The following is an 18,707-nucleotide window of genomic DNA, read 5'->3' as shown; positions in this document are numbered from 1 at the left end:
TCCCGGACATATACCTGCTGTGTGAAAGTTTTTCCTTCCACTTGTGAAAGTCGTGTGATTGGCTGACGGCAATGCGGCGTTTTCGGGGGGCGTCGTGCCTGGGGTGGTACGAAAAAAGGAAGCACGGCAATGCGGTCGACGGTCCGTCTGCGGATCCTCATCACTTGTGGAGTACTGGTGGCGGCCGGGATCGGGGGCTGGCAACTCCTGCCCTCCGACGACGTCCGGACCGATCCGATCAGCGTCGGCACGACCGACGAAGTCACTTCACTCGACCCGGCCGGCGCCTACGACGCCGGTTCCTGGGCCATGTACAGCAATGTCTTCCAGTCGCTGCTGACGTTCAAGCCGGGGTTCACGACCCCGGTGCCGGACGCCGCCGAGAGCTGCAAGTTCGTGGGGGCCAAGCTCACCACGTACGAGTGCACGCTCCGCGACGACCTCACCTTCGCCAACGGGCGCAAGGTGACGGCCGAGGACGTCAAGTACTCCTTCGAGCGGATGCTGCGCATCAAGACGGACGTCGGTCCGCAGCCGCTCTTCCCGACGCTGAAGAACGTCGTGGCCGACGGCCGCACCGTCACCTTCAACCTCAGCGGCCGGGACGCCACCTTCCCGCTGAAGGTCGCCACGGGCGCCGGCTCGATCGTCGACAAGGACCAGTACCCGGCCGACACGCTGCGCGGCGGGCTGGGCGTCGACGGCTCCGGCCCGTACGTCCTCAAGGAGTACAAGCCGGGCGAGTCCGCGCTCCTGGAGCCCAACCCGAAGTACAAGGGCGCCATCACCAAGGCCGGCGGCCCGGTCCTCGTGAAGTACTTCGCCAAGTCCGAGGACCTCGCCGGCGCGTGGAAGTCGCAGCAGGTCGACGTCACGCACCGGCAGCTGCCGCCGGAGTTCCTGGCGAGCATGGAGGCCGAGGGTCAGGGCGGGACCCGGCTCACCGAGGCGGAGAGCGCGGAGATCCGCAACCTCAACTTCAACGTCCGGCCCGGCTCGCCGATGGCGGACAAGGCCGTCCGCCAGGCCGTCGCCGCGGTCATCGACCGCCCGGAGATCACCACCGGCGCCTACAAGGGCACCGTCGAGCCGCTTTACTCCCTCATCCCGCAGGGCTTCGTGGGGCACAGCACGGCCTTCTACGACATCACCCCCGCGCCGAGCGTGAAGAAGGCGAGGAAGCTCCTGAAGGACGCCGGGGTCGCGACGCCGGTGAAGTTCACCTTCGGCTTCCGCGCGGACGCCACGTACGCCGCCGAGACCGCCGAGATCAAGAAGCAGCTGGAGAAGACCGGCCTCTTCGAGGTGAAGGTCGTCGAGTCCGACTGGAAGAACTTCCAGAAGGCGTACGCCCGGGGTGCCTACGACGCGTACACCGTCGGCTGGCTGCCCGACTTCCCCGACTCCGACAGCTTCACCGCGCCCCTCGTCGGCACGGCGAACACCCTGCACAACGGCTTCTCCAGCAAGCGGATCGACTCGCTGGTCTCCTCGACGCAGCAGTACAGCGACCGGTCCCGGGCGACCGGGGACTTCCGAGCGATCCAGTCCGAGGTCGCCGACGAGGTCCCGCTCGTCCCGCTGTGGCAGAAGAAGGACTACGTCCTCGCCTCGGAGGCCGTGGGCGGCTCCCAGTACCTCACGGACGGCACCGGCATCTGGCGCCTCTGGGAGCTCAACTGGATCTAGCTCTCCTGGGCCGAGGGCTTCGCGTCCGGCGGCTTCGGGGTGGCCCGCTTGGGCTTGCCCGAGGCCGCCATCCCGGCCGCCGTCGGCATGAAGTCGGAGAGCAGCTCGTGCGTCTCCTTGACGAGCGGCCGGAGGATCCGGAAGCGGGAGAGCGAGATCGCGCGGGCCGTGACCGGCGCGAGCCGCTCGACGAGCCGGCGGCTGTTCTCGGCGTTCTCCGAGCGGTCGTAGACCCAGAAGAGCACGAGGCCCATCTGCTGGAGCCACAGCAACCGCGGGAGCGCCTCGGCGAGTTCCGGGTCGACCTTCACCGAAGCGCCGGAGATGACCCGCCGGTGGACCTCGATCGCGGCCTCGCGCGGGCCCTCCGACTCGGGTGAGAAGGGGCTGAGCGGGCTGTCCGGGTCGGCGGCGTTCTTGAAGAACTGCGAAGCGAACTCGTGGTACGGCTCCGCGATGTCGAGCCAGCCGAGGTAGACGCCGCGGATCCGGGCCGTCAGGTCCTTCTCGCCGCCGGTCAGGATGGGCTCGACGGCCGCCTGGTGCTCCTCGGCGATCCGGTCGTAGAAGCCCTGGACGAGGTGCTCCTTGGACGAGAAGTAGTAGTACGCGTTGCCGACGGAGACTCCGGCCTCCTGGGCGATGGCCCGCATCGTCGTCTTGTCGTAACCGCGCTCCTTGAACAGCCGGAGCGCGGTTTCGAGGATGAGCGTGCGGGTCTGCTCGCTCTTCGGGGCCTTCTTCTCGTCGGCCTTCCTCTCGTCGGCCGACTTCGGTGCGGCCGTCTTCGGTGCGGCCGACTTCGCCTCGGCCGACTTGCCCTCGGTCGACTTGCCTTCGGCCGACGTGCCTTCGGTCGACTTGTCCTCGGCCGGCTTCTCTTCCTTCACGTCCTTCACGCGCCCGAGCCTAGCCGGGCCGGCCGGGTGTCTCGCAGCGCCCGTCCTCGCAGGCCGGGCCCTTGAGCGCCTCCCGCCACTTCGCGGCGGCCAGGACGGTCATCCGGGCGAAGGGCTGCCCGGCGGGGGTGGCCAGCCAGTGGGCCTTGGCCCGGTGGTCGGCCAGGGCCCAGAGGCAGACGATCCAGGCGTTGGTCTCGCGGTAGACCTGCCCCCGGTCCCCGACCACGGTGATCTCCCGCAGGGTGGCGGAGTGGTCGAGGTCGGGGAAGCGGCGCCTGGCCTCGTGCGATCCGGCCGGTACGAGATCCAGCGGGACGATCTGCCGCTGGCGCACCAGCCAGTGCCTGAGGTGCACGCAGAGCGGGCAGTCGGCGTCGTACAGCACGGTCAGGCGTCCCACGGGGGTCGGCATGGCCGGGTCCCTCAGGCCTGGGGCGCGGGCGGGGCCCAGGGGCCGCCCTTGGGGGTCGCGGTCCAGCCCTGCGGGCCGACCGGCGGTGTCTGTTCGCGCTCCATGACGCCCCGGCGGCGGATCTTGTTGAGCACGTAGACGTTGCCCAGGTGCATCACGCCGAGGACGAGCAGGACGACTCCGAGCTTGACGGAGAGGGCCTCGAAGAGCGCGCGGGCGTCGAGGACGGCCCGCTCCTGGCTCAGGTAGAGGGCGACGAAGCCGAAGTTGACGAGGTAGAAGCCGACCACGAGGAGGTGGTTGACGGCCTCGGCGAGCTTCTCGTTCCCGTGCAGGACGTCGGCGAGGAAGATCCTTCCGTTGCGGCTGAGCGTGCGGGCGACCCAGACGGTCAGTGCCACGCTGATCAGCAGGTAGACGATGTACGCGACGACAGTGAGGTCCATGCCCCACCCTCCCTTGAACGCGTTCAAAAGGCTGTTGGGCATGACTGTAGACCCCTTCTTGAACGTGTTCAAGTCCCTTCGTGGCGCCTCCGGAAATCCCGTGGCCGCCCCTCCCCGCCCCGTCTAGGGTCGGCGGGTGACGCTCTCTCATGACCTGGCCGGCCAAGGCCCCTCGACCGTCGTCCTGCTGCACTCCGGGGTCTGCGACCGCCGGATGTGGGACGGACAGTTCTCCGCACTCGCCGAGGCGGGCCACCGCGTCGTCCGCTGCGACCTCCGCGGCTTCGGCGCATCCCCCATCGACGCCCCGCACACCCACGCCGACGACGTCCGCGACCTCCTCGACCACCTCGGGGCCGACCGCGCCGCCGTCGTCGGCTCCTCCTTCGGCGGTCGGGTCGCCCTGGAGTTCGCCGCCCGCCACCCCGGCCGCGTCACCGCCCTCGCCCTGCTCGGCCCCGCCAGCCCCTGGATGGAGCCGAGCGAGGAGCTGCGGGCCTGGGGCGGCCGCGAGGACGCGCTGCTCGAAGCCGGCCACGTCGACGCCGCCGTCGAGCTCAACGTCGACACCTGGCTCGGCCCCGAGGCCGACGCGGCCGCCCGCGCCCTCGTACGGGAGATGCAGCGCCGCGCCTTCGACCTCCAGCTCGCCGCCCCCGACGACTTCTCGCCGGTCGACCCCGAGGTCACCCGGGACGACCTCGCCCGGTTCGAGGCCCCCGCGCTCGTCGCCATCGGCGCCCACGACCTGCCCGACTTCCGGGCCGTCGCCGACGACCTCGCCGGCCTCCTGCCCGGCGCCCGCCGGCTCGACCTCGACTGGGCCGGACACCTCCCCGCCCTGGAGCGCCCGGACGAGACCGCCCGGCTGCTCACCGCGTTCCTCGCGGAGGCCGCCGGGCGGTCGTGACGGGAGGTCAGCGGAAGCGCCGCACCCCGGGGACCAGCGCCGTACCGAGGCAGCAGCCGCCCACCACGACGGCGGCGGCGATCAGCGGCACCTCGGGCCCCCAGGCGGAGGCGGCGAGCGGCGCCAGGGCGTAGCCCAGCGGCATCGCGGCCAGCGAGAGCAGCCAGTCGTACGAGGTGACCCGGGCGAGCGCGTGGTCGGGCACCGCCCGCTGGACGGCGGTGTCCCACACGGGGGAGAGGAAGCCGAGCCCCGCTTGCGCGAGCCCGTAGGCCGCGATCGTCAGCGGCGCGGGCGCGGCCACGGCGAGCAGGACGAGCGGCAGGGCGTACGTGGCGAGCCCGAGGTTCGCCGTCAGGACCGGGCGCTTGGGGCGGGCCCGGTCGGCGAGCAGCGCCCCGAGGAGGAAGCCGACGGCGCCGACCTGGAGCAGGACGACCCAGGTGGCCTCGCCGCCGAGCCGGTGCAGGGCGACGGCGGGCCCGAGCGTCATCAGGACGGCCGCGGCGCCGTTCCAGGCGCTGTGGCCGATCAGGCTGGTCCAGTACCAGTCCCGGGAGCGGACCTCCTGCCAGCCCTCCGCCAGGTCGGCGCGGAGCGAGCGGCGCGGGATCGGCACCCTCTCCACCCGTACGGCCGTCAGGAGCAGGGCGCTGACGGCGAAGGTGGCCGCGTCGAGGACGAAGGCCCAGCCGGCCCCCACGGTCAGTACGAGGGTGCCCGCGAGCGCCGGTCCCGCGAGCCGGGAGGCGCTCTTGGCGACCCCCATGGCCGCGTTGGCGCGGTGCAGCGCTTCGGGCGCCACGGTCCCCTTCACGAGCGGCGAGCCGGTCGGCATCGCGAAGGCCCCGGCCGCCCCGCCGAGCGCCTCGGAGACGGCGAGGACGGCGAGGCTCGGGGCGCCGCCGAGCAGCTGCACGCCGACGAGGAGCTGGGTGGCGCAGCGTACGAGGTCGGTCGTCAGCGCGATCGTACGGGCGTCGAAGCGGTCGCCGACGACCCCGCCCAGCGGCAGCAGGAGCAGCTTGGGGACCATCGCGCAGCCGAGGACGAGGGCGAGGGCCGACGTGGATCCTGTGGCCTCCAGGACGGCGAGGGCGAGGGCGGCGGGGATCGCGGCGTCACCGAGGAGGGAGAGCGCGCGGCCGGTGAAGAGGAGGCGGAAGGAGCGGGTGCGCAGGGGGTGCGGGACGGGAGCGGGCGCGACGGCGCGCGCGGGTGCGGCGGGCATGTCAAGGAGAGTATTTCGGTACCGAATAATTCGTCAACGAATTACTTCTGCCGGGAGATGGCCCGTGCGCCGACGTACGATCACCTCATGGCGCCCTCCGACGAACCGCGTGCCGCCGACGAACCGCGCGACGCACCCCGCGAAGAACCGCGCGACTGGACCGACGACCACGTCGCCCGCTGGCAGCCCGTCCTGCCCGGCCTCGACCCCGTCGTCGAAGGTGCCGTCACCCGCATGAAGAAGCTCTCCGTCCACTTCCGCCGGGTCAGGGAGCAGTCCCTCGTCGACTTCGACCTGGAGCGCCACGAGTTCGACACCCTCCACAAGCTCGCCGGCCGCGGCGGCAGCGCCGCGCCCTCCGAGCTCGCCCAGGACCTCGACCTCGCTCCCGCCTCCGTCTCCGGCCGCCTCGACGCCCTGGAGAAGCGCGGATTCGTCCGCCGTACGCAGTCCACGACCGACCGGCGCCGGGTCGTCGTCGAACTCACCGACTCCGGCCACCAGACCTGGCTCGGCGCGATGGACGTCCTCGGTCACGAGGAGTACCGCCTCCTCGGCGTGCTCTCCGCCGAGGAGCGGAACCAGCTCAACGACCTGCTGCGCCGCATCATGGTCGAGGCGGAGAGCGCGGAGCACACGCGCCACTGGGACTGAGCGCGCGGCCGAGACCGGGTCAGATGCTCAGCGAGCGCGCGTAGCTGATCTGAGCCATCGCCCAGTGGATGGTGTCGGGCCGCACCGCCGGGATCATCGTCGAGTGGTGCTTGCCGCCGCTGTTCACCGTGATCTGGACGAAGCCGGTCGTCGTCTGCTCCTTCATCAGCAGGAACAGCAGCCCCAGTCCGCAGGCCGCGACGAAGAGGCAGGCGAGGACGATGCCGACCGTCGAGATCTTCTCCTCGGTCCGCGACAGGTCCATCGCGTTCCACACGGCGCCCCGCAGCGGCATCGGCCCGGCCGGGGTGAGGATCTGGTCGCCGACGACGCTGATGTCCCCGATGGCGAACGACGGCGCCCCGCCCGTCGCGTACTGCGGCGGCAGGGCCACCCCGCCCGGCAGCGTCGGCTGGTAGGCGGGCGCCTGGTACGGCCCCGGCCCCGGCGTCGCGTCCTGCGGGTACCCGTACCCGGGCGTCCCGGCACCCTGGCCAGGCCCCCACTTGTACTCCCCGTCCGCGTAAGGGTTCGGCTCGCTCATCAGTCCCCGCTTTCCACTACGACAAAGCCCGCTCCTGCACGCGCAGCGTACAGAAGCGGGCTTTTACAACCGAACGAGATGGCCGAACGAGACGGCCGGACGAGACGTCAGAAGCGACGCGTGATCAGCGCACGCTTGACTTCCTGGATCGCCTTCGTGACCTCGATGCCACGCGGGCACGCGTCGGTGCAGTTGAAGGTCGTGCGGCAACGCCACACGCCGTCCTTGTCGTTCAGGATCTCCAGGCGCTGCTCACCGGCCTCGTCACGCGAGTCGAAGATGAAGCGGTGCGCGTTGACGATCGCGGCCGGACCGAAGTACTGGCCGTCGTTCCAGAAGACCGGGCACGACGACGTGCACGCGGCGCACAGGATGCACTTGGTGGTGTCGTCGAAGCGCTCGCGGTCCTCGGCGGTCTGCAGGCGCTCGCGCGTCGGCTCGTTGCCCTTGGTGACCAGGAACGGCATGACGTCCCGGTACGCCTGGAAGAAGGGCTCCATGTCGACCACGAGGTCCTTCAGCACCGTCAGGCCCTTGATGGCCTCGACCGTGATCGGCTTCTCGGGGTTGATGTCCTTGATCAGCGTCTTGCAGGCGAGCCTGTTCTTGCCGTTGATCCGCATCGCGTCCGAGCCGCAGATGCCGTGCGCGCACGACCGGCGGAAGGTCAGCGTGCCGTCGACGTCCCACTTGATCTTGTGGAGGGCGTCGAGGACGCGCTCCTTGGGGTCGATCTCGATCTGGAAGTCTTCCCAGACCACGGCGTCCGACACCTCGGGGTTGAAGCGGCGGATCCGCATCGTGACCGTGATGTACGGGGAGGCGGCGGACTCCGCCTCGACCTTGTCCAGTACGGGGGTAGCCATCAGTACTTACGCTCCATCGGCTGGTAGCGGGTCTGGACGACCGGCTTGTAGTCGAGACGGACGGTCTCGGAGCCGTCCTCGCCGACCTCGCGGTACGCCATGGTGTGGCGCATGAAGTTGACGTCGTCGCGGTTCGGGTAGTCCTCGCGGTAGTGACCGCCGCGGGACTCCTTGCGCGCGAGGGCCGAGACGGCCATGACCTCGGCCAGTTCGAGCAGGTTGCCCAGCTCGATGGCCTCCAGGAGGTCCGTGTTGAAGCGCTTGCCCTTGTCCTGGATGGACACGTTCTCGTAGCGCTCGCGCAGCTCGGCGATCTTCTCGACGGCCGTCTTGATCGTCTGCTCGGTGCGGAACACCATGACGTTGGCGTCCATGGTCTCCTGCAGCTCGCGGCGGATGTCGGCGACCCGCTCGTGGCCCGTGGAGTTGCGGAGCTTCTCGATCGTCGCGACGACGAGGGACTCCGGGTTCTCCGGCAGCTCGACGTAGTCGTTCTTGGCGGAGTACTCGGCGGCGGCGATGCCGGAGCGCTTGCCGAAGACGTTGATGTCGAGCAGCGAGTTGGTGCCGAGGCGGTTGGCGCCGTGCACCGACACGCAGGCGACCTCGCCGGCCGCGTACAGACCCGGGACGACGGTGGTGTTGTCCGACAGGACCTCACCCTCGACGTTGGTCGGGATGCCGCCCATGGCGTAGTGCGCGGTGGGCTGGATCGGGATCGGGTCCGTGTACGGCTCGATGCCGAGGTACGTACGGGCGAACTCGGTGATGTCCGGGAGCTTGGCGTCGAGCTGCTCCGGCGGGAGGTGCGTCAGGTCCAGGTAGACGTGGTCGCCCTCGGGACCGCAGCCGCGGCCCTCGCGGATCTCCGTGTAGATGGAGCGGGAGACGACGTCACGGGACGCGAGGTCCTTCATGACCGGCGCGTACTTCTCCATGAAGCGCTCGCCGTCCTTGTTGCGGAGGATGCCGCCCTCACCGCGGGCGCCCTCCGTCAGCAGGATGCCCATGCGCCAGATGCCCGTCGGGTGGAACTGGAAGAACTCCATGTCCTCCAGGGGCAGGCCGCGGCGGTAGCACGCGGCCTGGCCGTCACCGGTCAGGGTGTGGGCGTTGGAGGTCACCTTGAAGAACTTGCCGGTGCCGCCGGACGCGTAGATCACGGCCTTGGCCTGGAAGATGTGGATCTCGCCGGTGGCCAGCTCGTAGGCGACGACGCCCGCGGAGTGCTTCACACCGTCGATCTCGGTGATCAGCTGGTCCAGGACGTAGAACTCGTTGAAGAACTCCACGCCCTCCTTGACGCAGTTCTGGTACAGCGTCTGGAGGATCATGTGGCCGGTGCGGTCCGCGGCGTAGCAGGACCGGCGGACCGGGGCCTCGCCGTGGTTGCGGGAGTGACCGCCGAAGCGGCGCTGGTCGATGGTGCCGTTCGGGGTGCGGTTGAACGGCAGGCCCATCTTCTCCAGGTCGAGGACGGCGTCGATGGCCTCCTTCGCCAGGATCTCGGCGGCGTCCTGGTCGACCAGGTAGTCACCGCCCTTGACCGTGTCGAAGGTGTGCCACTCCCAGTTGTCCTCCTCCACGTTGGCGAGCGCGGCGGCCATGCCGCCCTGCGCCGCGCCCGTGTGGGAGCGGGTGGGGTAGAGCTTCGTCAGCACGGCGGTGCGGCTGCGCTTCGTCGACTCGATGGCGGCGCGCATGCCGGCGCCGCCGGCGCCGACGATGACGGTGTCGTACTTGTGGATCTTCATGACGTGGATTACCTCAGCCCCGTGCCTAGCGGATGTTCGGGTCGAAGGTGAAGATCACCAGCGTGCCCAGAAGGATGGTGAACACCGTGGCGGTGTACAGCAGGCCCTTGAGCCACAGGCGCGTGTTGGCCCGCTCCGCGTAGTCGTTGATGACCGTACGGAGGCCGTTGGCGCCGTGCAGCATGGCGAGCCAGAGCATCAGCAGGTCCCAGACCTGCCAGAACGGGGACGCCCAGCGGCCGGCCACGAAGGCGAAGCCGATCTTGGAGACGCCGCCGTCGAGGAAGAGCTGGATCAGCAGGTGGCCGAGGACCAGGACGACGAGGACCACGCCGGAGAGGCGCATGAAGAGCCACGCGGCCATCTCGAAGTTGCCGCGGGTCGCGCGCGGCGTCTTGCCGGTGCGCTTGCGCGGGGCCTCGATGTACGGCGCGGGGTTGTCCGCGTCGTACTGGGCGCCCTCGACGGGGCCGATCGTGGCGGAGGTGGTGTCAGAGGACATATCTGGCGTCAGCTCCCGAACAGTTCACGTGCGGCGTGGCCGAGGACGGGGTACAGCGAGCCCGCCATCAGCACGACCCAGATGCCCACGACGGTCCAGAGCATCTGCTTCTGGTAGCGCGGGCCCTTGGACCAGAAGTCCACGGCGATGACCCGGAGGCCGTTCAGCGCGTGGAAGAGGATGGCGGCGACGAGGCCGTACTCCAGAAGAGCGACGATCGGCGTCTTGTAGGTCGCGACGACCTCGTCGTACGCCTCGGGCGAGACGCGGACGAGAGCGGTGTCCAGCACGTGTACGAACAGGAAGAAGAAGATGAGGACGCCGGTGACTCGATGAGCCACCCAGCTCCACATTCCTTCCCGGCCGCGGTACAGCGTTCCAGCCGGCACGGAAAAACCCTCCGGGAGCGGGGATCAGGGTCGGCCGGCTTCTCTGTCGGTCTGACCCGGCCGGGTACGGTCCACCGGCCCCGGTCATCGTAGCGACGACTTGTCGGTTCGCTCGCGCGGGGTCCATCGGTGTGATCAAACAGGCACGGACGGGCTATCCCACAAGCCGAAATCGCCCTGTTCCGGTCGGAATCACGCTTCGGAGTGTCGGAGCGTGAGGCCCTCGGACAGGCGGAAGGCCAGGCGGGCGCGGGCGAGCCGCCTCAGTTCGTCGGCGGCGATCACGCGCTCTTCCTCCGGTTCGTTGCCGAGACGTGACCGAATGCCTGCCAATACCTGGTCGAGACGCTCTCCGGGCCTTACTCCTTCGAGGCTGATCACGAACGCGTGTCCGAAGCTGCTCTCGTACGCGGCGTGGGCGGCCCGCAGCGCGGTCCGCGCCGCCGGCGGGGCGTCGGGGTGCGGCGGGGCGGAGGACTCGGCGGCCAGCGCCCCGTCGAGATCGGCGCGGGACAGGTCGTAACCGGCCTCGTCGGCGGCGGCGAGCAGCGCGTCGACCGTCGGATACGGGCGGTGCGCGGCCACCCGTTCGGCCCAGCGCCGGCTGCGGCAGCAGGAGAGGAGCAGGGCCTCGGCCTCGGCGGACGAGGCGGCGTTGAAGCGCGTCAGCCCATGGAGAGGGGAGGTCGCGGAGGGAGGAGAGTGGGTCGGGCCCTGGTGCTGGGCAGGTATGGCAGGCGTGTCCGTGGAGCCCGGATTCCGGCAGGGGGCGTGGGTGTCGCTGGTCAGCGTGGGCTCCGGTACTCCGGGACGGGCGGGGTGGGCGTGACGCAACGTTATCGACGGGATGAGGGAAGTGTCCGACGGATGCGCGAATTTCACCCGGAAGGGAGAGTTTCGGAACATGTGATGGACGATCCGGTTCCGTTCCCCCGATTGGCCGGACCGTCTTCCGTACGGGAGGATTCCGAATGATGCGGTACTCCATACGGGTGCCCCGCGGGGGCACCGCACTGATGGCGACCGCGGTGGCACTGGCCACCGTGGCGGCCTGTTCGAGCGGCTCTCCCTCCGGAGCGCCGTCGCCTGCCTCCCCCTCCGGTTCCGGCTCCGGCGGTACGTCCACGAGCGCCGCGCCCAGCAGCGCGCCGCCGCCCAGCCCCACGCCGACGCGGACCTACCCCCTCTCCACCGCGCCCCGCACCATCCCCGCAGTCCGCGACCACGAGGCCGCCCGCGGCCCCGGCTGGAAGCCCACGCCCACCGCGGGGATCGTCATCGCCGCGGGCAGCGAGGGGCTCGCCGACGAGGCGCAGCTGCTCGCGGGGGAACTCAAGATCGCCTACCGGGGTGCCGTCGCCGCCCGCGCGGGCGACGTCGAGCTGGCCCTCGGCGGCAAGGGCGCCCCCGAGTCGTACACGCTCACCACCCGTGACAACGGAGTGAGGATCACCGGCCCCGACCAGGCCGGCGTCTTCTACGGGACCCGCACCCTCAAGCAGTCGGTGAAGGGCTCGGGCTCGATGCCGGAGGGCACCGTCACCGACGCCCCGGCGAAGCCCCAGCGCGGGCTGAACCTCGACATCGCCCGCAAGTTCTTCACGGCGGAGTGGATCGAGGCCCGGCTCCGGGAGATGGCCGACCTCAAGCTCAACCAGTTCGGTCTGCACTTCTCCGACGACCAGGGCTTCCGGATCGCCTCGGACACCCATCCCGAGATCGTCTCGGCCGAGCACCTCACCAAGGCCGAGGTGCGCCGGATCCTCGCGCTCGCGCAGACCCTGCACATCACCGTCGTGCCCGAGATCGACTCGCCCGGACACCTCGGCGCCGTCCTGCGCGCCTACCCGGACCTCCGGCTGCTCAACGTCCAGGGCGTCCCGCGGCAGGGTGCCATCGACATCTCCAAGCCCGCCTCCGCGCGGCTCGTGGACGAGCTGCTGCGCGAGTACGCCGCCCTCTTCCCCGGCGGCTGGTTCCACGTCGGCGCCGACGAGTACCAGGCGCTGACCGTCCGGTCACCCGAGACCTCCTATCCGCAGCTCGCCGCGGCGGCCCGCCAGAAGTACGGCGCGCAGGCGCGCGTCCAGGACCTGGCGGAGGGCTGGCTGAACGACCGCGCGGCGGTGGTGCGCGACACGGGCAAGGTGGCGAAGGCCTGGAACGACGGCTTCTTCCGGGGCGGGGTCGTCAACGCCGACAAGGACATCGAGGTCGAGTACTGGACCGGCAAGGAGATCGGGGCCCGGCCGCCGGCCGAGTACCTGGCCGAGGGCCGCAAGGTCGTGAACCTCAACGACGAGTACCTCTACTACGTCCTCGGCCAGCCCAACGACTTCACGTACCCGACGGGCCGCCGCATCTACGAGCAGTGGACCCCGCTGGTGCTGCGGGGCACGACCCCGGTGCCGGCCCGGTACGGACCCCAGATCCTGGGCGGCCGGTTCGCGGTCTGGTGCGACCTGTCCCGGTCGCAGACGCAGGCCCAGGTGGCCGACGGGATCCGGCTGCCCCTGACGGCGACGGCGCAGAAGCTGTGGGACGAGCGGAAGCCGACGCCGACCTGGGACCAGTTCCGGGCGCTGGCGGCCAAGGTGCGCTGAGCCGGATCTGCTAGCAGAGTGCTGGCCATGCGACTAATGTTGTCGCATGGCCACTCTCTACGTGCGAGACCTGTCCGAGGAAGCGCTGACCGAGCTGAAGATAAGGGCCGCCCGTAACCGGCAGTCCCTTCAGGCGTACGCGCGGACACTGCTGGAGCAGGAAGCCGCGAGCCCGTCGCTGGACAGCGTGATCGCCCGCATCCAGGAGCAGGCCACGGCGCGGCTCTCCACCGAGGGTGTGCTCGACGAGATCGACCGGGGGCGGCGCGAGTGATCGTCGTGGACGCGGGCGCGCTCGTCATGCTGCTCGCCGACGCGGGACCGGTCGGAGCGGCGCTGAGGGAACGGGTGAGGGGGGAGCGGCTGCTCGCCCCATACCTGGTGGATGTCGAGGTGACATCCGCGCTCCTCGGCAGGCATCGCGGCGGCAAGCTGACCGACCGGCAGTTGGATGACGCCTGTGCGGCGTTCGCGGAGCTGCCGCTGCGCAGGTCGGAGCATCTGTTCCTGCTGCCACGCGTGCGCGAGCTGTACGCGAACCTCAGCGCGTACGACGCCGTGTACGTGGCGCTCGCCGAAGGGTATGACGTGCCGCTCGTGACGAGTGACGGGCGTATCGAGGGCGGCGCGCGTGCCACTCGGGCCAAGTGCCCGGTGGAGGTCTTCAACGAGAAGACCCACGGGGCGCTGTAGGGCACTGTTCGGCCCCTATGCAGCGCGCCGCGCCACTGGCATGATTCCGGCCGCAGTGACGAAAAGTCGCGCCCCGGCGCAGTAGTGGAAGTACTGCGTCCGAATCGCTGGCGAGGAGGCGTCCATGACGTCCGTGACGAGCACGAGCATGCAGGATCTGATCGACCGCGCCGACGTGCGGGGCCTCGCGGCCGCCGGGCTCGCGTGCCTGGACCGGTGTCTGCCGCTGCTCGCGCCCGAGCGCGCCGAGGTGCTCCGGCCCGCGTGGGCCGCGGTGGCGCGCGGGGACGGCGGGGCGTGGGCCGAGGCCGTCGGCAAGGCGCGGGTCGAGCTGGACGGCGTGGGAGGCGAGGACGCGGACGCCGGCGGGGTCGTGACGATGGTGCACGCGATGCTCGACGGAGTCCCCGCGGAGTGGGCCGATGAGCCCCTGCGGGCCTGGGCCGGGCAGTGCTCGGCGGTCGCGCTCGCCGTGCACCGCCTGTACGACGCGACCGAGGCCGGCCCGCTCCACGCCGGAGAACTCCGCCGCCAGCAGGCCGTCCTGGAAGCCGCCGCGCACGGACCGACCGGTCTGCGCCGGGCCCGCGAGCTGTCCACCGAGGGCGGACGGGTGCTGCGCGCGGTCGTCTCGCGCCGGGCGCGGACCGCCTGAGCCGCGCAGGAAAGGAACGAGGGGGTGGCCGGCGCCGGCCACCCCCTCGCTTCGTACGGACCCGCTTCGTACGGACCTCGCTTCGTACGAAGCCTCTCTCGTACGGAACGGCGGCTCAGGCCTCCGGGGTCTCCGGCTCCTGGATCGACACCGACGCGATCGCCTCGGCGATCTCGCGTTCCGCCGTGGCCTTGTCGAGGCCCAGGCCCGCCAGCACGCCCGCGCCGTCCTCGTGCTCCAGGAGCGCCAGCAGGATGTGCTCGGTGCCGACGAAGTTGTGGCCGAGGCGCAGGGCCTCGCGGAACGTCAGCTCCAGGACCTTCTTCGAGTCCGCGTCGAACGGGATCAGCGCCGGGATCGTCTCGGCCCGCGGCGGCAGCGTCGGGGTCACCGCGTCGCGTACCGCCTCCGCCGTCACGTCGTGCCCGGTCAGCCACCGCATGGCGAGCGACTCGGGCTCGGCGAGCAGGCCGAGGACGAGGTGACCGGTCACGATCTCCGCGTTGGCGGCCGTCCGGGCCTCCTCCTGCGAGGCCACGACCACCTTGCGGGCGCGCGGGGTGAAGCGGCTGAACCCGGCGTTCGGGTCCATCGTGGACGCGTCGGGGTCCTTCGGCACGAACCGCTTCTGGGCCGCCTGGCGGGTGACGCCCATGCTGCGGCCGATGTCGGTCCAGGAGGCGCCGGAGCGCCGGGCCTGGTCCACGAAGTGGCCGATGAGGTGGTCGGCGACGTCGCCGAGGTGGTCCGCCGCGATGACGGCGCCGGAGAGCTGCTCCAGGGCGTCGGAGTGGACCTTCTTGATCGCTTCGATGAGCTCGTCGAGACGGACGGGGACGTTCGGAACGACTGGATTCGTCATGAGGCAACCCTAGGTTGACAGTCCCGCACTGTCAACCGACGGTTGACAGTGAAAAGGGCATGAGGTGCCCAACCCGGGGAACGGGCGACGTCAGAGGGGGAGAGAGGTGAAAAAGGGAGACGACCGGGGCCGCCACCCCCCACAGGAGAGGCCCCGGTCGTCATCCACGGAGCCGCAGCACGGCTCCGTACTCCATACAGCGCCAGTGGTGCGTTTTCTGTCACACCGGCACGTGCACCCGCACGTGCATCACGGCTCCGATCTCGAAGGTTGCAAGTTGTACAAAGACCCCGGATCGCGTGGACGCGGCGCGGGGGCACGACGTAGCGTGCAGATGCGCGAGGCGGCGTGGCGGTGGTGACCGGCCGCGACGACGCGAGGACGCGACCGACGAACAGGGTTTGGGGAGTGCTGGGGGACGACGCGGAGCTGACCGCCGCGGTGCTCGCTGCGCAGGACGGGGACGAGATCGCGTTCCGTACTGTGTATCGCGCCGTGCATCCTCGGTTGGTCGGCTACATACGCACACTGGTCGGCGAGGGCGACGCCGAGGATGTCGCCTCGGAGTCCTGGCTCCAGATCACGCGCGACCTCGACCGCTTCAGCGGCGACGCGGACCGCTTCCGCGGCTGGGCGGCCCGGATCGCCCGCAACCGCGCGCTCGACCACATCCGGATGCGCGGCCGCCGGCCCGCAGTGGGAGCAGACGAGACCGAACTCACCGACAAGCCCGCCGACTCCGACACCGCGGACGAGGCACTGGAAGCCTTGGCCACGGGCCACACCATGCACCTGATCGCCCAACTTCCGCAGGACCAGGCCGAGGCCGTCGTCCTGCGCGTCGTCGTCGGCCTGGACGCGAAGAGCGCCGCCGACACCCTGGGGAAGCGCCCCGGCGCCGTACGCACCGCTGCGCACCGTGGTCTCAAGAAGCTCGCCGAACTCCTCGGGGAGGGCGGATCGGCGGACGGACCGGCGGACGGGACCGGCGAGGATGTCGTCCCGCTGGACGGTGTCCCTCCGCAACGCGGGCGCGGACCGGGGCCCACGGGCCCCGGAGGTGTGACGCATTCACGTCCGCGTACGCAGAAGGACATGTGATGGCCGACGAGCGCTACCAGTGGCTCGACCAGGAGGCCGCGGAGCGGCTGCTCCGGGGCGAGCCGGTCGACGCCCTCGACGACCCCGCACGCATCGAGGCCGGACGTCTCGCGGAGGCCCTCGACGCGGCCCGTACGCCGACCGCCGCCCTCGCAGGTCAGACCGAACTGCCCGGCGAGGCGGCGGCACTGGCCGCCTTCCGCAGGGCCACGTCCGAACGCGCCGCCCACGCCGAGCGGGCGGCCCACGCCGCCCATGCCGCCCACGCCGAGCGCGTCGAACTGGGCCGGGTCCGTATCGCCCCCGTCTCCGCGCCCGTGCGCCGCTGGGGACGTTCCGTGCGGTACGGGCTGGCCGCCGCGGTCGCCGCCGTCACGGTCGGCGGCGTCGCCGTCGCCGCCGGTACGGGCATGCTGCCGATGGTGGGCCCCGAGCCCGCGGCCTCCGTCACGGCGGGGGAGAGCCCCGACCCGCCGGCCGTCACCGGTACGCCCGGGATACGGAAGGACCCCGAGGTCCCCCCGGTGGGCCCGGACGGCGGCGCACACTCACCCGGCTCGTCGCCCACGACCGGAGGCTCCGCCTCCCCCGCCTCGCCCTCCACGTCCCCCTTCCCCTCGCTCTCCACGCCGCCGGACCCCCGGCACACCCCGAACCCGGGCCGGACGACGTCCCGCCCGGGCGGGGACAAGGTCACCAGCGGCCCGACCGCGAAGGAGAAGGCCCTCAAGGCCTGTCGTGACTACCGGGCCGGCCGGCTGGACTCCGCCGGCAACCGGGAGCTGTCGAGCACCCTGGGCGGCGAGACCCTCCGCCGGTACTGCGACCGGATCCTCGGCTCCGGCGGCACGGGCGCGTCCGCCGACCCGCAGGAGGACGGCAAGAAGGACGACGGGAAGAGTGACGACGGGAAGAGCGACGACGGCAAGGACGACGGGAAGGGCGACCGGAGGAAGGACGCCGGCGCGAAGAAGGACGACGGCGGGAGCGAGGCCTCCGAGCGCCGGAACCGCGGCTCCGGGCACACCGACAGGAACCGCCGCGGAGCCCTCGTCGCTCCAGGTGTGACACTTTTCGGGCCGTCGGCGCAGTACTGAGTGAGCCGACTGGTCATCGGCCGCGCGATGAGCCGGGGTTCCCCCCGTACCTACGGCTCCGCGCACCCGGCGCGGGTGGGGCACGTTCCCCCGGTCCCACCCGCGCCCCTTCTTCTCCCCGCCACTACCAGTGGACGACGACCTTGTCGCCGACCTTCACCTGGTCGAAGAGGGCCGAGAGCTTCGCCTTGTCCCGGACGTTGACGCAGCCGTGCGAGGCCCCGTTGTAGCCGCGGGCCGCGAAGTCCGCCGAGTAGTGCACCGCCTGGCCGCCGCTGAAGAACATCGCGTACGGCATGGGCGTGTGGTAGATCGTCGACGTCCACTTGCGGGCCTTCCAGCCCACGCTGAACGTGCCCTCGCGGGTCGGGGTGTTCTCCGAGCCGAAGCGGACGTCCATGGACGAGACGACCCGGCCGTCGATCATCCAGGCCAGCGTCCGGCTCTCCTTGCTGATGCACAGCACCCGGCCGGTCATGCAGCGCGCGTCCGGGGTGTCCAGCTGGTTCGTCGTCGACGGCTTCAGCTCGTCGGCGGTCGGCTTCTTGCTGCCCGCGAGCAGCCGCTGCCAGGTCGTCTCGTCGACCGAACCCGTCCCCGGCAGCCCCTGCTTCTTCTGGAACGCGGTGACCGAAGCCGCCGTCATCGTCCCGTAGAAACCGGTGGGGGCACGGTCGAAGTGGCCGAGCTGCCGGAGCCGCGCCTGGAGCTCGCGGACCTGCTCGGTCTCGTCGCCGTCGGCCATGAGGGCCTTGGACGCGGACGCCGAGGTGCTGGGGCTCGCGGAGGGGGACGGCGGCTTGCCGTCGGTGGTCGGGGAGTCGGTCGTCGGCGCGTCGGTCGGGGAGCCCGTCGCGGAGTCGCTCGGGGACGCCGTCCCGGTCGGCGCCGCGGTCGTCGGCGGCTTCGTCGCCCCCGCCGACGGGCTCGCGCCGCCGCCTCCCGGATCGGCCGCCTGGGCCGTACAGCCCGCGGCCAGCGCCACCGCTGCCGCTGCCAGAACCGCTCTGCGTATGACGGACGTGGTCCGCTTCATCGTTGCCCCCCGAGGCGAGTCGTGTGTACGTAGGGATGCTTCCCGCGCGCGTGCGGTTGCGCACGCGCGTACGAAGATCGGAGAGAAGCGCGGGCAAGCTGTGAGGAAGGTCCCAGCGTGCTGCCCTCCACCGGCCGCACGCCCGCAGCTACAGTCCGTCGCGAGGGTCGGTACCGCTGAGCAGCAGGTCTATCGGGAAGGCACAACACATGGCGCGCGAGTCGGAGTCGGGGCTGCCGATCGAGCCGGTCTACGGGCCGGAGGCTCTGGAGGGGTGGGATCCCGCCGAGAAGCTGGGCGAGCCGGGTTCGTACCCGTTCACGCGTGGTGTGTATCCGTCGATGTACACGGGTCGTCCGTG

Annotated in this window: 22 protein-coding genes; 10 read left to right on the top strand and 12 right to left on the bottom strand. The window is 71.0% G+C overall.

Annotation, left to right across the window (positions count from 1 at the left end; translation table 11 throughout):
• Window positions 1-129 precede the first annotated feature (129 nt).
• Window positions 130-1,689: an ABC transporter substrate-binding protein gene (locus tag ASC82_RS22175; RefSeq protein ID WP_056650923.1), complete on the top strand. Its 1,560-nt coding sequence runs from the start codon at window positions 130-132 to the stop codon at window positions 1,687-1,689.
• On the opposite strand, the gene ASC82_RS22170 is transcribed toward ASC82_RS22175, so the two are convergent.
• From ASC82_RS22170 to ASC82_RS22160, 3 genes are all read right to left on the bottom strand, one after another.
• Window positions 1,686-2,396 (bottom strand): TetR family transcriptional regulator, encoded by a 711-nt coding sequence (locus ASC82_RS22170; RefSeq protein WP_056652394.1) that lies wholly within the window; start codon window positions 2,394-2,396, stop codon window positions 1,686-1,688. The genes ASC82_RS22175 and ASC82_RS22170 overlap by 4 nt on opposite strands.
• Window positions 2,397-2,598: 202 nt before the next feature.
• Window positions 2,599-3,003, bottom strand: coding sequence for a DCC1-like thiol-disulfide oxidoreductase family protein (locus ASC82_RS22165; protein ID WP_199862589.1), 405 nt, complete (start codon window positions 3,001-3,003; stop codon window positions 2,599-2,601).
• 11 nt (window positions 3,004-3,014) lie between these two features.
• Window positions 3,015-3,449 carry a hypothetical protein gene (locus ASC82_RS22160; protein ID WP_056650920.1) on the bottom strand — a complete coding sequence of 145 codons (435 nt, stop codon included), beginning with the start codon at window positions 3,447-3,449 and terminating at the stop codon, window positions 3,015-3,017.
• A gap of 136 nt (window positions 3,450-3,585) precedes the next feature.
• Between ASC82_RS22160 and ASC82_RS22155 the strand changes: the two genes are divergently transcribed.
• Complete coding sequence (locus ASC82_RS22155; RefSeq protein WP_056650917.1) at window positions 3,586-4,359, top strand: alpha/beta hydrolase; 774 nt, start codon at window positions 3,586-3,588, stop codon at window positions 4,357-4,359.
• Window positions 4,360-4,366: 7 nt separating this feature from the next.
• On the opposite strand, the gene ASC82_RS22150 is transcribed toward ASC82_RS22155, so the two are convergent.
• Window positions 4,367-5,590, bottom strand: coding sequence for an MFS transporter (locus ASC82_RS22150; RefSeq protein ID WP_056650913.1), 1,224 nt, complete (start codon window positions 5,588-5,590; stop codon window positions 4,367-4,369).
• An 87-nt stretch (window positions 5,591-5,677) separates the two neighbouring features.
• Between ASC82_RS22150 and ASC82_RS22145 the strand changes: the two genes are divergently transcribed.
• Entirely contained in the window at window positions 5,678-6,244 is a 567-nt protein-coding gene (locus tag ASC82_RS22145; RefSeq protein ID WP_024755304.1) for a MarR family transcriptional regulator, read from the top strand.
• Window positions 6,245-6,263: 19 nt separating this feature from the next.
• Here ASC82_RS22145 and ASC82_RS22140 read toward each other — a convergent pair whose 3' ends face one another.
• From ASC82_RS22140 to ASC82_RS22115, 6 genes are all read right to left on the bottom strand, one after another.
• Window positions 6,264-6,788, bottom strand: coding sequence for a hypothetical protein (locus ASC82_RS22140; protein WP_056650910.1), 525 nt, complete (start codon window positions 6,786-6,788; stop codon window positions 6,264-6,266).
• Between the two features lie 107 nt (window positions 6,789-6,895).
• Window positions 6,896-7,654 carry a succinate dehydrogenase iron-sulfur subunit gene (locus ASC82_RS22135; protein WP_056650907.1) on the bottom strand — a complete coding sequence of 253 codons (759 nt, stop codon included), beginning with the start codon at window positions 7,652-7,654 and terminating at the stop codon, window positions 6,896-6,898.
• Window positions 7,654-9,408: a succinate dehydrogenase flavoprotein subunit gene (sdhA, locus tag ASC82_RS22130; RefSeq protein ID WP_056650904.1), complete on the bottom strand. Its 1,755-nt coding sequence runs from the start codon at window positions 9,406-9,408 to the stop codon at window positions 7,654-7,656. Before sdhA ends, ASC82_RS22135 begins: the two co-directional genes overlap by 1 nt.
• Before the next feature lie 25 nt (window positions 9,409-9,433).
• The gene (locus ASC82_RS22125) at window positions 9,434-9,910 is read right to left on the bottom strand and encodes a succinate dehydrogenase hydrophobic membrane anchor subunit (protein ID WP_056650901.1); all 477 of its coding nucleotides are present in this window, start codon (window positions 9,908-9,910) and stop codon (window positions 9,434-9,436) included.
• 8 nt (window positions 9,911-9,918) lie between these two features.
• A complete protein-coding gene (gene sdhC, locus ASC82_RS22120; RefSeq protein WP_015035721.1) occupies window positions 9,919-10,299 on the bottom strand; it encodes a succinate dehydrogenase, cytochrome b556 subunit in 381 nt (126 codons plus the stop codon).
• 192 nt (window positions 10,300-10,491) lie between these two features.
• Window positions 10,492-10,968, bottom strand: a complete 477-nt coding sequence (locus ASC82_RS22115; RefSeq protein WP_242427767.1) for a 2-oxo-4-hydroxy-4-carboxy-5-ureidoimidazoline decarboxylase — start codon at window positions 10,966-10,968, stop codon at window positions 10,492-10,494.
• A gap of 302 nt (window positions 10,969-11,270) precedes the next feature.
• On the opposite strand from ASC82_RS22115, the gene ASC82_RS22110 reads away from it, so the two are divergent.
• From ASC82_RS22110 to ASC82_RS22095, 4 genes are all read left to right on the top strand, one after another.
• Window positions 11,271-12,902 carry a glycoside hydrolase family 20 protein gene (locus ASC82_RS22110; RefSeq protein WP_242427743.1) on the top strand — a complete coding sequence of 544 codons (1,632 nt, stop codon included), beginning with the start codon at window positions 11,271-11,273 and terminating at the stop codon, window positions 12,900-12,902.
• Window positions 12,903-12,948: 46 nt separating this feature from the next.
• Window positions 12,949-13,176, top strand: coding sequence for a hypothetical protein (locus ASC82_RS22105; protein WP_056650898.1), 228 nt, complete (start codon window positions 12,949-12,951; stop codon window positions 13,174-13,176).
• Window positions 13,173-13,595: a type II toxin-antitoxin system VapC family toxin gene (locus tag ASC82_RS22100; protein WP_056650895.1), complete on the top strand. Its 423-nt coding sequence runs from the start codon at window positions 13,173-13,175 to the stop codon at window positions 13,593-13,595. The genes ASC82_RS22105 and ASC82_RS22100 overlap by 4 nt, the downstream gene beginning before the upstream one ends.
• Before the next feature lie 124 nt (window positions 13,596-13,719).
• Window positions 13,720-14,250 (top strand): hypothetical protein, encoded by a 531-nt coding sequence (locus tag ASC82_RS22095; protein ID WP_056650893.1) that lies wholly within the window; start codon window positions 13,720-13,722, stop codon window positions 14,248-14,250.
• A gap of 115 nt (window positions 14,251-14,365) precedes the next feature.
• Here ASC82_RS22095 and ASC82_RS22090 read toward each other — a convergent pair whose 3' ends face one another.
• Window positions 14,366-15,112 carry a Clp protease N-terminal domain-containing protein gene (locus ASC82_RS22090; protein ID WP_056650890.1) on the bottom strand — a complete coding sequence of 249 codons (747 nt, stop codon included), beginning with the start codon at window positions 15,110-15,112 and terminating at the stop codon, window positions 14,366-14,368.
• Window positions 15,113-15,520: 408 nt separating this feature from the next.
• Between ASC82_RS22090 and ASC82_RS22085 the strand changes: the two genes are divergently transcribed.
• Both ASC82_RS22085 and ASC82_RS22080 read left to right on the top strand, forming a co-directional pair.
• On the top strand, window positions 15,521-16,213 hold the full coding sequence (locus tag ASC82_RS22085) for an RNA polymerase sigma factor (RefSeq protein ID WP_056650888.1): 693 nt from the start codon (window positions 15,521-15,523) through the stop codon (window positions 16,211-16,213).
• Window positions 16,213-17,310: a hypothetical protein gene (locus ASC82_RS22080; protein WP_056650885.1), complete on the top strand. Its 1,098-nt coding sequence runs from the start codon at window positions 16,213-16,215 to the stop codon at window positions 17,308-17,310. The genes ASC82_RS22085 and ASC82_RS22080 overlap by 1 nt, the downstream gene beginning before the upstream one ends.
• A 124-nt stretch (window positions 17,311-17,434) precedes the next feature.
• On the opposite strand, the gene ASC82_RS22075 is transcribed toward ASC82_RS22080, so the two are convergent.
• The gene (locus tag ASC82_RS22075) at window positions 17,435-18,346 is read right to left on the bottom strand and encodes a L,D-transpeptidase family protein (RefSeq protein WP_056650882.1); all 912 of its coding nucleotides are present in this window, start codon (window positions 18,344-18,346) and stop codon (window positions 17,435-17,437) included.
• 209 nt (window positions 18,347-18,555) lie between these two features.
• Between ASC82_RS22075 and ASC82_RS30120 the strand changes: the two genes are divergently transcribed.
• The coding region (locus tag ASC82_RS30120) for a methylmalonyl-CoA mutase family protein (protein ID WP_157863489.1) at window positions 18,556-18,707 on the top strand (152 nt) is incomplete at its 3' end.

It is taken from the genome of Streptomyces sp. Root431 (genome assembly GCF_001426585.1).
GTDB classification, from domain to species: Bacteria; Actinomycetota; Actinomycetes; order Streptomycetales; family Streptomycetaceae; genus Streptomyces; species Streptomyces stackebrandtii.
The sequence above is the reverse complement of the archived record's forward strand: the minus strand, read 5'-3'. Positions and strand labels throughout refer to the sequence as shown.

Coding starts and splice junctions, on each gene's coding strand:
- ASC82_RS22175 (WP_056650923.1), top strand. CDS start 130: ATGCGGTCGACGGTCCGTCTGCGGATCCTCATCACTTGTGGAGTACTG.
- ASC82_RS22165 (WP_199862589.1), bottom strand. CDS start 3,003: ATGCCGACCCCCGTGGGACGCCTGACCGTGCTGTACGACGCCGACTGC.
- ASC82_RS22160 (WP_056650920.1), bottom strand. CDS start 3,449: ATGGACCTCACTGTCGTCGCGTACATCGTCTACCTGCTGATCAGCGTG.
- ASC82_RS22150 (WP_056650913.1), bottom strand. CDS start 5,590: ATGCCCGCCGCACCCGCGCGCGCCGTCGCGCCCGCTCCCGTCCCGCAC.
- ASC82_RS22145 (WP_024755304.1), top strand. CDS start 5,678: ATGGCGCCCTCCGACGAACCGCGTGCCGCCGACGAACCGCGCGACGCA.
- ASC82_RS22140 (WP_056650910.1), bottom strand. CDS start 6,788: ATGAGCGAGCCGAACCCTTACGCGGACGGGGAGTACAAGTGGGGGCCT.
- ASC82_RS22135 (WP_056650907.1), bottom strand. CDS start 7,654: ATGGCTACCCCCGTACTGGACAAGGTCGAGGCGGAGTCCGCCGCCTCC.
- sdhA (WP_056650904.1), bottom strand. CDS start 9,408: ATGAAGATCCACAAGTACGACACCGTCATCGTCGGCGCCGGCGGCGCC.
- ASC82_RS22125 (WP_056650901.1), bottom strand. CDS start 9,910: ATGTCCTCTGACACCACCTCCGCCACGATCGGCCCCGTCGAGGGCGCC.
- ASC82_RS22110 (WP_242427743.1), top strand. CDS start 11,271: ATGATGCGGTACTCCATACGGGTGCCCCGCGGGGGCACCGCACTGATG.
- ASC82_RS22105 (WP_056650898.1), top strand. CDS start 12,949: ATGGCCACTCTCTACGTGCGAGACCTGTCCGAGGAAGCGCTGACCGAG.
- ASC82_RS22095 (WP_056650893.1), top strand. CDS start 13,720: ATGACGTCCGTGACGAGCACGAGCATGCAGGATCTGATCGACCGCGCC.
- ASC82_RS22090 (WP_056650890.1), bottom strand. CDS start 15,112: ATGACGAATCCAGTCGTTCCGAACGTCCCCGTCCGTCTCGACGAGCTC.
- ASC82_RS22080 (WP_056650885.1), top strand. CDS start 16,213: ATGGCCGACGAGCGCTACCAGTGGCTCGACCAGGAGGCCGCGGAGCGG.
- ASC82_RS22075 (WP_056650882.1), bottom strand. CDS start 18,346: ATGAAGCGGACCACGTCCGTCATACGCAGAGCGGTTCTGGCAGCGGCA.